The organism is Mesorhizobium sp. B2-4-3 (assembly GCF_006442815.1).
In the GTDB taxonomy this organism is placed as follows: domain Bacteria; phylum Pseudomonadota; class Alphaproteobacteria; order Rhizobiales; family Rhizobiaceae; genus Mesorhizobium.
Genome location: NZ_VFVL01000011.1, coordinates 120,471 through 134,863 on the forward strand (window position 1 = coordinate 120,471; position 14,393 = coordinate 134,863).

At 63.5% G+C, this 14,393-nt stretch carries 12 protein-coding genes and 1 pseudogene; 9 read left to right on the plus strand and 4 right to left on the minus strand.

Annotated features, from left to right (window positions below):
* Nucleotides 1-183: 183 nt before the first annotated feature.
* Nucleotides 184-1,182, minus strand: coding sequence for an ABC transporter permease (locus tag FJ956_RS13705; protein WP_140677180.1), 999 nt, complete (start codon nt 1,180-1,182; stop codon nt 184-186).
* 43 nt (nt 1,183-1,225) lie between these two features.
* The gene (locus FJ956_RS13710; RefSeq protein ID WP_140544422.1) at nt 1,226-1,969 is read right to left on the minus strand and encodes an ATP-binding cassette domain-containing protein; all 744 of its coding nucleotides are present in this window, start codon (nt 1,967-1,969) and stop codon (nt 1,226-1,228) included.
* Nucleotides 1,970-2,420: 451 nt separating this feature from the next.
* On the opposite strand from FJ956_RS13710, the gene FJ956_RS13715 reads away from it, so the two are divergent.
* Nucleotides 2,421-3,410: a sugar-binding protein gene (locus tag FJ956_RS13715; protein WP_140677182.1), complete on the plus strand. Its 990-nt coding sequence runs from the start codon at nt 2,421-2,423 to the stop codon at nt 3,408-3,410.
* A 94-nt stretch (nt 3,411-3,504) separates the two neighbouring features.
* Here the strand turns inward: FJ956_RS13715 and FJ956_RS13720 are convergent.
* Nucleotides 3,505-4,464, minus strand: a pseudogene (locus FJ956_RS13720) (NAD(P)-dependent oxidoreductase); the annotation flags it as partial.
* Nucleotides 4,465-4,589: 125 nt separating this feature from the next.
* Here FJ956_RS13720 and FJ956_RS13725 point away from each other — a divergent pair.
* Nucleotides 4,590-5,486 (plus strand): NAD(P)-dependent oxidoreductase, encoded by an 897-nt coding sequence (locus tag FJ956_RS13725; RefSeq protein WP_140677186.1) that lies wholly within the window; start codon nt 4,590-4,592, stop codon nt 5,484-5,486.
* 102 nt (nt 5,487-5,588) lie between these two features.
* Complete coding sequence (locus FJ956_RS13730; RefSeq protein WP_140677188.1) at nt 5,589-6,365, plus strand: FadR/GntR family transcriptional regulator; 777 nt, start codon at nt 5,589-5,591, stop codon at nt 6,363-6,365.
* Between the two features lie 154 nt (nt 6,366-6,519).
* Here FJ956_RS13730 and FJ956_RS13735 read toward each other — a convergent pair whose 3' ends face one another.
* Nucleotides 6,520-6,807 (minus strand): DUF3175 domain-containing protein, encoded by a 288-nt coding sequence (locus tag FJ956_RS13735; RefSeq protein WP_140677190.1) that lies wholly within the window; start codon nt 6,805-6,807, stop codon nt 6,520-6,522.
* Between the two features lie 156 nt (nt 6,808-6,963).
* Between FJ956_RS13735 and FJ956_RS13740 the strand changes: the two genes are divergently transcribed.
* From FJ956_RS13740 to FJ956_RS13765, 6 genes are all read left to right on the plus strand, one after another.
* Nucleotides 6,964-8,196 (plus strand): MFS transporter, encoded by a 1,233-nt coding sequence (locus FJ956_RS13740; RefSeq protein ID WP_140677192.1) that lies wholly within the window; start codon nt 6,964-6,966, stop codon nt 8,194-8,196.
* 151 nt (nt 8,197-8,347) lie between these two features.
* On the plus strand, nt 8,348-9,376 hold the full coding sequence (locus FJ956_RS13745) for a LacI family DNA-binding transcriptional regulator (RefSeq protein ID WP_140677194.1): 1,029 nt from the start codon (nt 8,348-8,350) through the stop codon (nt 9,374-9,376).
* 292 nt (nt 9,377-9,668) lie between these two features.
* The gene (locus FJ956_RS13750) at nt 9,669-10,793 is read left to right on the plus strand and encodes a sugar ABC transporter substrate-binding protein (RefSeq protein ID WP_140677196.1); all 1,125 of its coding nucleotides are present in this window, start codon (nt 9,669-9,671) and stop codon (nt 10,791-10,793) included.
* A gap of 74 nt (nt 10,794-10,867) precedes the next feature.
* Complete coding sequence (locus FJ956_RS13755; RefSeq protein ID WP_140677198.1) at nt 10,868-12,412, plus strand: sugar ABC transporter ATP-binding protein; 1,545 nt, start codon at nt 10,868-10,870, stop codon at nt 12,410-12,412.
* The gene (locus FJ956_RS13760; RefSeq protein WP_140677200.1) at nt 12,409-13,389 is read left to right on the plus strand and encodes an ABC transporter permease; all 981 of its coding nucleotides are present in this window, start codon (nt 12,409-12,411) and stop codon (nt 13,387-13,389) included. Before FJ956_RS13755 ends, FJ956_RS13760 begins: the two co-directional genes overlap by 4 nt.
* The gene (locus FJ956_RS13765) at nt 13,386-14,372 is read left to right on the plus strand and encodes an ABC transporter permease (protein WP_140677202.1); all 987 of its coding nucleotides are present in this window, start codon (nt 13,386-13,388) and stop codon (nt 14,370-14,372) included. The genes FJ956_RS13760 and FJ956_RS13765 overlap by 4 nt, the downstream gene beginning before the upstream one ends.
* Nucleotides 14,373-14,393: the final 21 nt, after the last annotated feature.

Below are 14,393 nucleotides of genomic sequence, written 5' to 3' on the forward strand. Positions count from 1 at the left end.
CAGACTGGGCGATAGGAGCGCTTCCCCTTCTCCCCTTGCGGGAGAAGGTGTCGCCGAAGGCGACGGATGAGGGGTGCTCCAGGGAACACCGACGTCTCACTCCGCTGGAACACCCCTCATCCGTCTCGGCGCTGCGCGCCGATCCACCTTCTCCCACAAGGGGAGAAGGCAAGGCGCCGCGCTTCAGTCGCTGCGGCGGAAGTTGCGGACGCGGTCGAACAGCACCGCGAGGATGATCGCGCCGCCGATGAAAGTGCCTTGCCAGAAGGCGTTGATGCCAAGCAGGCCGAGGCTGTTGCGGATCACCTCGATCAGCGCGGCGCCGACGATGGCGCCGAGCGCGGTGCCGACTCCGCCGGCGAGATTGGCGCCGCCGATGACGGTGGCGGCAATCACCTGCAGCTCCATGCCGTTGCCGAGATTGGTGGTGACGGCGCCCAGCCATCCGGTCTGGATGATGCCGGCAAGCCCCGCCGACAGCGCCGAGATCATGTAGACGACGACCTTGATCTGCTTGACGGGAACGCCGGTCAGCGTCGCCGCATGCTCATTGCCGCCGATGGCGAAGATGTGCCGGCCGAACTTGGTCCAGCGCAGGATGAAGCCGGTGATCAGCGCCAGGATGATCATGTAGAGCACCGGATTGGCGATGCCGAACACCCAGGCGCCGCCGCCGAGCGCCAGAAGCTTCTGATGGTCCGGTCCGAACTGGAACACCACCGTGTTGTTGGATGCGACCATGGCCAGGCTGCGCGCCACCGACAGCATGCCGAGCGTGACCACGAAAGGCGGGAAGCCGAGATAGGCGATGAGCACGCCGTTGAAGGCGCCGACGACCAGCGCGGTGGCGATCGAGGCCAGGATGCCCACTTCGATCGAATAGCCGGCATGCATGGTGACGGCGAGCACCATCGAGGAAAGGCAGAGCACCGAGCCGACCGAAAGGTCGATCCCGCCGGTGATGATGACGAAGGTCATGCCGAGCGCCACGATAGCGGTGAAGGTGACGTTGCGCGTGATGTTGAAGATGTTCTTCGACGTGGCGAAGGAATCGGTGGCGACGGACAGGAACAGGCAGGCGAGGATGACCGCGATCACCACCCAGAAAGTCTGGTTGGCAAACAGCCGCGACAGGAAGGTGTGCTGCTTCTGCGCGATCGTCTGATCAAGAGTGACTGCCATTATCGACCTTTCCTGAGAGGCGGGGGCGTGAGGCTCCGCGCTATCACGCAACCTGTTCGATGGCGCCGGTGATCAGCCCGGTGACTTCCTCGGGCGAGCTCGAGGCGATTTTCTTGTCGGCCACCTTCCGGCCGCGCCGCATGACTATGACGCGGTCGGCGACGTCGAACACGTCGGGCATGCGGTGGCTGATCAGCACCACGGCAATGCCCTGGTCGCGCAGATGACGGATCAGGTTCAGCACTTCGGCGACCTGCCTAACCGAAATCGCCGCCGTCGGCTCATCCATCAGCACGATCTTGGCCTGGGACAGCATGGTGCGGGCGATCGCCACCGCCTGGCGCTGGCCGCCCGACATCTGCTTGACGAGGTCGCGCGGCCGCGTCTCGGATTTCAGCTCGGCAAAGAGCTGGCCGGCGCGCTTGTACATCGCGCCATAGTCGAGGATGCGAAGCGGACCAAAGCCGCGGCGCAGCTCGCGCCCGAGATAGACGTTGGCCGCGGCCGTCAGGTTGTTGCAGAGGGCGAGGTCCTGGTGGACGATCTCGATGCCGTGCTGGCGCGCGTCCGCAGGCTTGTGCAGGACAAGGTCCTTGCCGTCCAGCCGCATGGTGCCGTGGCTCGGGTGGAAATTGCCGGCGATCATCTTCACCAGCGTCGACTTGCCAGCGCCGTTGTCGCCCATCAGGCCGACGACTTCACCAGCTTCCAGCGAAAACGAGACGTCGTTGACCGCCTGGATGGCACCGAAATGCTTCGAGATATTGGCGAGTTCGAGAACCGACACCAGCCTTATGCCTCCCCATTTGCCGCGCAGCTATCGCCGACTTTTGCCGGCGCCGCTTGCGCCCTGCTCCGTCCATTTCCTCCCGAACGGCGCGTTCACGCATTTAGGCAAAAGCGGACAAGGGCGTCAATCAATTGTCTGACGATTAATTTCGAGACTCGACAAAAAATCGGTTTTGTAGGACAAATAGGAATTGACGCTGGCGAAAAGCCGATATTAGCTAAGTCTCGGAGGAAGACTTTGCCCATCGTCCGTCCATCCGACGGGGGCGGGCAAATGGTTTGATGGTCAAGGGTCCGGCTGCGCCAGTATTCGGGCAAACGGATCGGCAAATGCTTATCAGCCCGGCGCAGGATGCGAACATCATGAGATGCTCGTCATGGTTCTTATGCATCCGGGCTGATCAGTGTGGCGGGCACGCAGTGTCCGTCTGTTTCAAGGGAGGACTGATATGAGGAAAACACTTTTGCTTGCCGCCGTCGCCGCCATGGCGTTGGGCGCCGGGCCGGCTTTGGCCAAGAAACAGCTCGTCATCGTCGTGAAAGGTCTCGACAATCCGTTCTTCGAAGCCATCCATCAGGGCTGCGAGAAATGGAACAAGGAAAACGCCAGCTCGGAATATGAATGCTTCTACACCGGCCCGGCATCGACCTCTGACGAAGCCGGCGAGGCGCAGATCGTGCAGGATATGCTGAGCAAGCCCGACACGGTAGCGATGGCGATCTCGCCGTCGAACGCACCGCTGATCGCGCAGACGATCAAGAGCGCCAATCCGTCGATCCCGATCATGACGGTCGACGCCGACCTCGCCAAGGAAGACGCCGCCCTTCGCAAGACCTATCTCGGCACCGACAACTACCTGATGGGCAAGAAGATCGGCGAATACATCAAGAAGGCCAAGCCGAATGGCGGCACGATCTGCACCATCGAGGGCAATCCGGCGGCCGACAACATCCTGCGCCGCGCGCAAGGCATGCGCGATGCGCTGACGGGGAAGGAAGGTCTTGCAGCGCTTGCCGGCGAGGGCGGCTGGACCGAAGCTCCCGGCTGCCCGGTGTTCACCAATGACGATGGCGCCAAGGGCGTGCAGGCGATGACCGACATCCTCGCCGCCAACCCGAAGCTCGACGCCTTCGGCATCATGGGCGGCTGGCCGCTGTTCGGCGCACCGCAGCCCTATCGCGACCTGTTCAAGCCGATGGCCGACAAGATCGCCAAGAACGAGTTCGTCATCGGCGCAGCCGACACGATCGGCGACGAGGTGGCGATCGCCAAGGAAGGCCTGGTAACTGCGCTGGTCGGACAGCGGCCGTTCGAAATGGGCTATAAGGCGCCTTCGGTTATGCTCGACCTCGTCGGCAACAAGAAGGTCGATGATCCGGTCTTCACCGGCCTCGACGAATGCACCAAGGAAACGGCCGACACCTGTATCCAGAGGTAGGCGCTGGTCGTATCCGAAACCAATGTAAAAGGGGCGCCGCGAGGCGCCCCTGACTTTTTTCAAAGTTGCGTTCCTGACGAGGGGCGCTTTCGTTTCAGATCTTCTGCTTCACGCCGTCCTTCGACGGCATCAGGTCGACGCCATTGAGCTTGCCGATATGCGTGGCGAGCATCGGCACATACTGTTCCGTGGGGCCGGTGGCGAAGGCGGTCGCGAAGGAATTCTTGGTCGCGTTGCCCAGAGGGTTGGCGATGCCGGCCGCGCCCGCCATCGATTCCAGATAGGTCAGGTCCTTGAAGGCGTTGGCGATGCTGAACTTGTGCGCGTCGCGGTCGCCTTCCAGCGTCCAGCGCATGAAGGTCTGGTAGAAGCCGCAATCCATGCGGCCGTTGCGGATGACGCTGTCGAAGCGCGGCGGCGAGATGCCGACCTTCTCGGCCAGCGCCAGCGCTTCCGAATAGATCGCGGCGTAGCCCAGCGAGATGAAGTTGTTGAGCAGCTTCATGCGGTGGCCGTCGCCGGTGTCGCCTATGTGGACGATGCGGCCGGCCCAGGTCTCGATCACCGGCTTCAGCCTTGCGAACACCGCGTCCGGCGCGCCGACCATGGCGTCGAGCGTGCCTTCCCATGCCTCCTTCGGCGTGCGGCTGAGCGGCGCATCGACATAGTCGACGCCGAGCGCCTCGAGTTCGGCGGCCAGGGCCACGGTCGAGACCGGATCGGAGGTCGAGCAATCGACGACGACCGAGCCTTGCTTCAGGCCCTCCTTCAGCCCGCCGGGGCCGCGGATGATCGCTTCCACCTCGCGCGAGCCGGTGACGCAGATGAAGACGACGTCGGAGGCAGCGGCCACCTCCTTGGATGTGGCCACTTCCTTGGCGCCGCGTCCCAAAAGGTCTTCCGCGGGCTTGCGGTTGTTGCGGCCGAGGAAGGCCAGCGGATAGCCCTTGTCGACGATGTTCTTGGCGATGCCGTGCCCCATCAGGCCTAGGCCGATGAAACCGATTTTCTCGCGGGCAGCGGTGGTACTCATGTCGTCTCTTCCCTGTCTTTCGTGGTGATGGGCCCGCGCGGCGGGCGATTGTCGAGAAGGTTTCCTCGGATCGCGGGTGGCGGGCGATCACGGAATACCATATTGTCTGACAATACACATAATTCCCTGATGTTGTGGAGGGCAAAATGACGAAGCGGATCATGTTCACCGGCGGCAGCGGCAAGGCTGGCCGGCATGTCGTTCAGTATCTGGTCGAGCATGGCTGCCAGGTGCTCAACATCGACACCAAGCCGCTCGACAATCCGAAAGTGCGCACGCTGATCACCGACATCACCGACAGCGGGCAGGTCTTCAACGCGCTGTCGAGCTATACGGGCCTGCACGAGTTCGATCCGTCGCTGAGAGCCCAGCCGGTCGACGCCGTGGTGCATTTCGCCGCAATCCCGCGCATCATGATCACGCCGGACAACGAGGTGTTCCGCATCAACGCGATGGGCACCTACAATGTCATCGAAGCGGCGGTGAAGCTTGGCATCCGCAAGGTGATCATCGCCTCCAGCGAGACGACCTATGGCCTGGTCTTCGCCAACGAGCCGCGCAATCCGACGCATTTCCCGCTCGACGAGGATTATGACGTCGACCCGATGGACTCTTACGCGCTGTCGAAGATCGTCAACGAGAAGACGGCGCGGGCCTTCGCGCTGCGCAGCGGCGCCGACATCTATGCGCTGCGCATCGGCAACGTCATCGAACCGCATGAATATTCGCTGTTTCCGAAATGGTTCGCCGATCCCGGTTTCCGCAAGCGCATCGCCTGGAGCTACATCGACGCGCGCGATCTTGGCCAGATCACCTTGCGCGCCATCGAGAAGGACGGCCTGGGCTACCAGGTGTTTAACGCGGCCAATGACGACACCTCATCGGACCTGCCGACGGCGGAGCTCTTGAAGCGCTTTTATCCGGGCGTGCCGGTCAAGGCCGAGCTTGGCGAATATGAGACGCTGCTTTCAAACCGCAAGGCGCGCGACGTGCTTGGTTTCCGGCCCGAGCACAGCTGGCGCAAATACGTCAAAACGGCATGAGGCGGCACCAAATGCCAGCTGATCTGTGCACATCCTCGCGCGTTATGGCAAAGCGGGCCTGCCGTGCTTGACAGCTTCTGAAAACGGGATTTTCTGGACCATATGCGGGACGCGAAGCCGAACAACGAAAAAAAGCCGACGAAAACGGCAGCTCCGGAGCGTCCGGCCGGCGTTCGCCGGGCCAACTCGGCACGCATTCCGGGCGCCAGCGTGCACACCTCCTTGGCCAGCGAGATCGGGCTGAGGATCGTGCGCGGCGATTATCCGCCGGGCACGATCCTGCCCAACGAAGCGAAATGGTCGGAGACCTTCGACGTCAGCCGCTCCGCGGTGCGCGAGGCGATCAAGATGCTGATGGCGAAAAGCCTGCTGGCCTCGCGGCCAAAGATCGGCAGCTGGGTCGAACCGAAGGAACGCTGGAACCTCCTCGACCGCGACGTGCTCGCCTGGTACGCGACCTCGCCGGACCGTGAGGTTTTCCTCAAGACCGTGCAGGAATTCCGCCATATCATCGAGCCGGAAGCCACCGCCTTCGCGGCGCTGCGGCGCACCGACGAGCAGATGGCCGAGATCAGCCAGGCCTGCCAGGAGATGGGCGAGGCGACCAACCTGCAAGAGCGGACGCGGGCCGACACGCGCTTCCATCTCGCGATCCTCAGGGCCTCGGGCAACGACCTGCTGGTGCCGCTGGGGGTGCTGATCGAATCCGCCTTCGACCACCTCTTTGCCTACACGACGCGCGAACTGGACGATTTGCACCATGCCCAAAAGCTGCATGAGGCGATCGAGAGGAGTATCCGCCTGCGAAGGCCGGATGCGGCGCGCAACGCGGTCCGAAAGCTGCTGGCGAATACCGACGAAGTGATCCAGTCGCGCTAAGGTCCATCGATATTCAGGTGAGGCCGGCTTGCGAATGGCGGCTTCCTGCGCTTCCGGTGCTCACGTACTTTAAGTACGCTCCGCTCCGGTTCTCGGAATCCACCATTCTCAGCTCGGCCTGACCTGAATCTCGGCGGACCTCACGTTGCAGAACTCAATCCTGCTTCTCGCGGCCGAAGGCGACGCGCAGCTCGTCCTTAGCCTTTTCCAGCACCCTCTTGCGCTCTTCGGGCAGGTTCCTGCCGGCACGGTTGATGTAGAAATTCAACATCGACATGGCGGACTGGAACGGCTCCGCCTTGCGGCGGTCGCTGTGCTCGGCCGAGCGCTTGAGCGATGCGGCGATCTTCTTGGCGTCGTCGGCTTCGAAGACGTGATCCTCGAGATCCATCGCATCGCTGTGCTCGGTCACGTCGGCCGACCATTTCTTCCTGGCGGTCATGGCGAACTCCTTTCTTCAGGCAAACTCCGTGAGGTGAGGAGGGTTCCCCGCTTCTGGAGCCACGGAATTGTGCGTCGTGGCGCTGCCAGGCCCGGGAAATGCGCCGATAGTGCGCTCAAACACGCGATCTCGAAGAAATCGCGAACAGGAGACGCCGTGACGACAGTTCCAGCAAACGCGGCAGACAGCGCCGGCATCGACAGCTTCTATGCATGGACGCGGCTTGGCATTTCCCTGCTGCTGGCGACAATCGGCGGCGTCGGCACCTGGGCGGTGGTCGTGGTCCTGCCCGCGGTGCAGGCCGAATTCGGCGTCGACCGTGCCGCCGCTTCGATGCCCTATACCGCGACCATGGTGGGCTTTGCCGCCGGCAACGCGCTGATCGGACGCGCCATTGATCGTTTCGGCTACTGGATACCCGCGCTCGCCGCTTCGCTCGCGCTTGGCGCGGGGTTTCTGCTGGCGTCGCTCGCCAATTCGATCCTGGGCGTCACGCTTGCCCAAGGCCTGCTGATCGGCGTCGGCTGTTCGGCGATCTTCGGGCCGCTGATCGCCGACGTCTCGCATTGGTTCAGCCGCCGCCGCGGCGTCGCCGTGACAGTGGCGGCGTCCGGCAACTATGTTGCCGGGGCGATCTGGCCGACGGTCATGCCCTATATGATGCAAGGCCATGGCTGGCGCTTCACTTATGCCGCGATCGGGGTCATCTGCCTCGTCACCATGGTGCCGCTGGTCCTGCTGCTGCGCCGGCGCGCGCCACATGAAGGGATTTCCGGCGCGCCGCGCGGCCGGCCGGTGCAGCCGATCTCGCTGTCGCCCTCGCAGTTGCAGATCCTGCTGGTGATTGCCGGCTTCGGCTGCTGCATGGCGATGTCGATGCCGCAGGTGCATATCGTCGCCTATTGCATGGATCTTGGCTACGGCGTCGCGCATGGCGCCGAGATGCTGTCGATCATGCTGGCGGCCGGCGTCATCAGCCGCATCGGATCGGGCTTCCTCGCCGACCGCATCGGCGCGGTGAAGACGCTGCTGATCGGCTCGGCGCTGCAGTGCCTGTCGCTGCTCTTCTACATTCCCTTCGACGGGCTCGCCTCGCTCTATGTCGTCTCGCTGGTGTTCGGCCTTTCGCAAGGCGGCATCGTGCCTTGCTACGCCATCATCGTGCGCGACTATATGCCGGCAAAGGAAGCCGGCCAGCGCGTCGGCATCGTCCTGATGGCGACGATTTTCGGCATGGCGGTGGGCGGCTGGATGTCGGGCTGGATCTACGATCTCACCGGTTCCTACGCTGCCGCCTTCCTGAACGGAATTGGCTGGAACCTCGTCAATCTCGGGGCCATCGCGCTGCTGATGTGGAAAGCCAACCGAAGCGCCGAGGCGATTGCCTGACGCGCCTCGGCTAACCGGACGCCGAAGCCGGGTTGCTTGACAACGGTTAACGCATGCGCGACCTCAATCGGCAGAGCTGACCTGGTGGCGCGATGACACGGACGCCGATCGTGATGTTGCGGCCGCGCGTCGAAGACGGGGGGACAGGGCCTTGACCAAGCCGCGTTCCCGTCGTGGCGGCGGCCGTCCGACCATTGCCGATGTGGCGAGCAAGGCCGGTGTCGGCGCGATCACCGTGTCGCGGGCGCTGCGTGAGCCCGGGCGGGTGTCGGAAGACCTTCGACGGCAGATACAGGCCGCGGTCGACGAACTTGGCTACGTGCCTGACCCGAATGCCCGCGCGCTTGCCTCGGCGCGCGCCGAGGTGTTCGGCGTGCTGGTGCCTTCGCTGACCAACAACGTCTTCGCCGAAGTGGTGCGCGGCATCTATGACAGCCTTTCCAACAGCCCGTTCCGCATCCAGATCGGCAACACCCATTATTCGGGCCTTGAGGAAGAGCGGCTGTTGCAGGTCTTCGGCTCGCAACGTCCAGCGGCGCTGATCGTGGCCGGCATCGACCAGACGCCCAGCGCGCGACGACTGCTGGAGAATGCCGGCTGCCCGGTGGTGCAGGTGATGGAGACCGGGCCGGATCCGGTCGACATGATGGTCGGCTTCTCACATTTCGACGGCGGCAGGACCGCCACCGAACACCTCCTTGAAGCCGGATACCGCAAGATCGGCTTCATCGGCGCGCGGATGGATCCGCGTTCGCAGCGACGCCTTGCCGGCTACCGCGCCGCCATGGAGGCCGCCGGCCTGTTCGACGCGCGGCTGATCACCACAACGCCGGTGCCGTCAAGCGTGACGCTCGGGCGCGAATTGTTCCGCGACGCGCTGGCCAAGATGCCGACGCTGGACGGCGTGTTCTGCAACAATGACGATATCGCGCTCGGCGTTCTGTTCGAATGCCATCGCGCGTCGATCGACGTGCCGAAGCAGATCGGCATTGTCGGTTTCAACGATCTCGACATGATGCAGGTGTCGTTTCCTTCAATAACCAGCGTGCGCACGCATCGCTATGAAATCGGCACGCGCGCCGTCGCCCTCGCGCTTGCGGCTATCGCCGGAAACCGGCCGGAACAGCGGATCGCCGACCTCGGTTTCGAGCTCGTACGGCGCGAGAGCACCGCGCGCTGAGCGCGCGGAAAAAATGTCGAAGGCGACGCTTTACAGCCCTATATGGTAGCGCTACCATTTGTCTGTAAAATCAACATCCGGCAAGGTTGGGAGGCTGTTTATTATACATAAGCAACAGTCTGCGCTTGTTTATTATGTATAATATGATAGTTTTCTAAATTGCCGGGAACGTTGAGGGGAAGAGGATCAGGGCGACGCGGCCGTCCTGCGAGGGCGTTGGTTCGCCGGAGAATGCCGGCTGGCAATCGCCCAAGATTCATAACAAGCAGAACTGCAACTGGGAGGAATATCGATGATCAAGTCACTCGTTGGTGGCGTCATTGCCGCCACTGCATTCGTCATGCTGAGCTCGTCGGCGATCGCCGGACCTGAAGTGGTCAAGGGACCCGCGGCCGAGCCGGATTGCTTCGCGCCCTGGGCGGCCGACACGCAGTTTTTCAAGTTTCCGAAGAAAGACGGTCCTTACCGTATCGCGCTTGCCAACGGCTACATCGCCAACACCTGGCGCATCCAGATGATCCAGACGGCCAAGGCCTATGCGGCGCAACCCGATGTCGCCAAGAAGCTCAAGGAATTCAAGGTCGTGTCGACCGGTGAGGATGTGCCGGCGCAGATTTCGGCGATCAACAACTTCATCGATTCCGGCTTTGACGCGATCGTCGTCAACGCACAGAATCCGACCGCCTTCGGGCCGGTCATCAAGCGAGCCAAGGAAGCGGGCGTCGTGCTTGTCGCCTTCGACAACATCCTCGACACCAAGGACGCCATCAACGTCAATGTCGACCAGAAGGGCCTCGGCGAGCTCTGGGGCAAATGGCTGGTCGCGCATGTGCCGAATGGCGGCAAGGTGCTCGAGGTGCGCGGCGTCGCCGGTACTTCCGTCGACACCGATCGCCACAACGGCATCCATGAGGTGCTCGACGGTTCCGGCAAGAAGTGGGCAGTCACCGAGGTCGTCGGCAAGTGGGATGACGGCGTGGCGCAGAAGGCCACGGCCGATGCGATCGCCACCAGCGGCCCCTTCGACGGCATCACCGGGCAGGGCGGCGACACCGGCATCGTGCAGGCGATGATGGACGCCAAGCATCCGTTCGTGCCGTTTGGCGGCGAGACGGAAAACGGCTTCCGCAAATTCTGCGCCGCGCATGCCGGCGACGGGCTGAAATGCTCGTCCGCCGGTACCGGTCCGGCCCAGGTGGCGGTTGCCATCAAGACGGCAATTGCCGCGCTCGAAGGCAATGTCGTGCCGCAATCGGTCAAGCTGCCTTTGGCCATCGTCGAGGATCCGAACTTCAAGGCGGGTCAGGATTTCTTCCCCGACCAGTCCGACAATTTCTTCGTCGGCAATTCCTTCCCGACCTGCGGCATCAATTTCACCGCGCAGGAAATCATGGGCCAGACCAAGGAAAACAAATAGTCTGACCGGACAGTGCCGCGGCGAGCCCGCGGCACTGTCTCCTATCGCCAAATCGAAACCGGCCGGGAGGGCTGATGGACGGCACGGCTCCGCTCTTCCGCATGGAAGGCATATCCAGGCGCTATGGCGGCGTTCGGGCCTTGGAAAAGGCCGAGCTGACCGTCACCGCCGGCAGCATCCACGCCATCCTCGGCGAGAACGGCGCCGGCAAATCGACGCTGATCAAGATCATGGCGGGCGTCGTGGCGCCCGATGAAGGGCGCATGACGCTGGACGGAAGCGAGGTCACCTTCGCTTCGCCTGCCGCCGCCAACCAGGCCGGCATCGTCTGCATCTTCCAGGAGCTGTCGCTGATCCCGGAACTCAGCGTCGCCGACAACATCGTCATTTCCAATCCACCCAAGCGTTTCGGCATGATCGACCGCAAGGCGCAGCGGCGCATCGCGGAAGAAGCGCTGGCACGCGCCGGCGCTTCCGACATCCATCCCCGCGCGCTTGTCAAGGATCTGCCGCTGTCGCGCCGGCAGATGGTGGAGATCGCCAAGGCATTGGCCCGCAAACCGCGCATCCTGATCCTCGACGAGGCGACCTCGGCGCTGACGGCGGCGGATGTCGCCAAGGTCTTCGAAGTGTTGAAGCGGCTGCGCTCGGAAGGGCTGGCGCTGCTCTACATCTCGCATCGCATGAACGAGATCGCGGAACTCGCCGACCATTGCACGGTGTTCCGCAACGGCCGCAATGTCGCGAGCTACCCTGCGGGCTCGAAGAGCGACAACGAGGTGGTCGAGCTGATGATCGGCCGTGAATACAGCCACATCTTCCCGCCGAAACCCACTTTCGCTCCGGCCGCCACGCCCGTGCTCGAAGCGCGCAACCTTTGCTGGGCCGATCGGCTGGACAACATCTCGTTGAGCGTCAGGGCAGGGGAAGTCGTGGGCCTGGGCGGTCTCGATGGGCAGGGTCAGCGCGAATTGCTGCTTGCGTTCTTCGGCGTGCTGCGCGGCCTGCGCGGCGACGTGCTGATCGACGGCAAGCCGGTTTCGATCGCCAGCCCGACCGCGGCCAGCCACGGCCGCATCGGCATGGCGCTGATCCCCGAGGATCGCAAGACCGAAGGACTGATGCTGCCGATGACGGTGCGCGAGAACCTTTCCTTCGCCGCGCTCGACAGGCTGTCGAAAGCGGGCATCATCGACCGCACGGCGGAGCAAAGGCTGATCGACGACATGGTCGGGCTGCTCGCCATCAAGACGGCGGGCCTGGACATTCCCGTTGGCGCGCTTTCCGGCGGCAACCAGCAGAAGGTGGTGATCGCCAAATGGCTGATGCGGCAGCCGCGCATCATCCTGCTCAACGATCCGACGCGCGGTATCGATGTCGGCACCAAGCAGGAGCTCTATCAACTGATGCGCAAGCTCGCGGATGCGGGCGCCGCGATCCTGTTTTATTCGACCGACTATGACGAGCTGATCGGCTGCTGCGACCGCGTGCTGGTGCTCTATGACGGCGCGGTCAAGCGCGAGCTGGTCGGCGACGGGATCACCGAGCACGCGCTGATCGCCAGCGCGCTCAACATCCACGGCGATGACGTTCGCATCGGACAGGGAGAGCGCGCGTGAAGGATTGGCGCTACTGGCTGGCCGAACAACGCGGAACGCTGCTCGCCTTCGGCATCTTCATCGCCATGTTCGCGATCTACAGCGGAAACCATCCGGCCGGCTTTACCGCCAATGTCGTGCAGACGGCCGCCAACAAGGGCGTGCTGCTCGCCTTCGTTGCCATGGCGCAGACATTGGTGGTGATCACTGCCGGCATCGACCTTTCCGTCGGCATGATCTTCACGTTGACCAACTGCATGGCTTCATGGCTGGTGATCGGCACTGGCCTGGAGACGGCTTTCGGCGTGTTGGCGGTGCTCGGCACCGGACTCATCTGCGGGGCGGTCAACGGCGCCATCGTCATCTACGGCCGGCTGCAGCCGATCGTTGCCACCATCGCTACAGGTGCCGTTTTTTTTGGCCTGGCGTTGCTTTTGCGCCCCGTTCCGGGCGGTTCGGTCAACGAGGACCTTGCCGATTTCCTGACCGGGCGTTTCTTCGGCGTCGTGCCGGCGAGCCTTGTCGCTCTGCTCGTCGTCGTGCTGGTCATCTGGGTGCCGTTCAGCCGTTCAGAGTTCGGCCGCGCGGCCTATGCCGCCGGCTCGTCGGAGACAGCGGCCTACATGTCCGGCGTGCCGATCCGGCGCGGCAAGTTTTTCGCCTATGTGCTGGCCGGGTTGCTTGCATCGATCGGCGGCCTGTTTCTCACTTTCTTCACCTATACGGGTGAGGCGGCCTATGCCAGCGGCAACGCCTATACGCTGTTCTCTATCGCGGCCGTCGTGCTGGGCGGCGTTTCGCTGTTCGGCGGCAAGGGCAGCGCAATCGGCGCGATCTTCGGCGCGCTTGCCTTCCGCACCATCGGCGACCTGTTGTTCGTCTTCGATTTCGATCCGCTCTGGCAGCCGCTGTTCCAGGGCGTTATCCTGTTGATCGCGGTCAGTCTGGGCGCCTTCGCGCTGTTTCGGGTGCGCAACCGGCTGGAGTGGTTCCTGTGAGCGAAACGACACTCGGTGGCCTTGCCGGCCGCATGCCCAAATTCATCCGCCGCGCCGACCCGGCCGTGCTGACGGCCTTTGCCTGCATCGTGATCCTGCTTCTGCTTGGCAGCCTCTATTCGCGCAGCTTCCTGTCGCCGGAATATCTGCTGCAGCAGTTGAAGGTCGCATCCTTCCTCGGTGTCATAGCAACCGGCATGATGCTGGTCGTCCTGCTCGGCCAGATCGACCTCTCCGTGCCATGGGCCGTGGCGGCAGGCGCCATGATGGCCTGCGCGGCGGCTGCCTATGGGCCGGTCGGCATTGCTCTCGCCATTCCCTTCGGCGTCCTGTGCGGCGTGGCGATCGGCATCGTCAACGGCGTCGGTGTCGCCTATCTGCGCATCCCCTCGATGATCATTACCTTGGCCACAAACGCCGTCGCGCAAGGGCTGATGGTGGTCTATACCGGCGGCTTCTCGCCACAGGATTCGGCGACGGCGGCGATGCGCTATCTGGCGACCGGTTTCACCATTCCGGCCGTTCCCAATGCGGTCATCATCTGGGCGCTGATCGGGGCCGCGATGGTCTTCATTCTGACCCGCACCAGCTTCGGCCGCGCCGTCTACGGCATCGGCAACCGCGAGCGCGCCGCCTACCTTTCCGGCATCGACACGCGCCGCATCGTGATGATCGCCTTTGCCGTCTCCGGCGGACTGTCGGCCTTTGGCGGCGTGCTTTTGGCCGGCTACGCATCCAAGGCGGCGCAATCCATGGGCGATGCCTATCTCCTGCCGTCGATCGCCGCCGTCGTGCTGGGTGGCACGTCGATCCTGGGCGGGCGCGGCTCCTATCTGGGCACGGTGGCCGGTGTGATCCTGATCACGCTCCTGCAATCCATCCTCTCGGTCATGCAGATGCCCGAGGCCGGACGGCAGATCATCTATGGTGTCGTCATCGTCGCCATGCTCCTGCTCTACGGGCGCGCGCCGGCAAGCCGCTGACCGTGGATGAGGCGAGCGCAA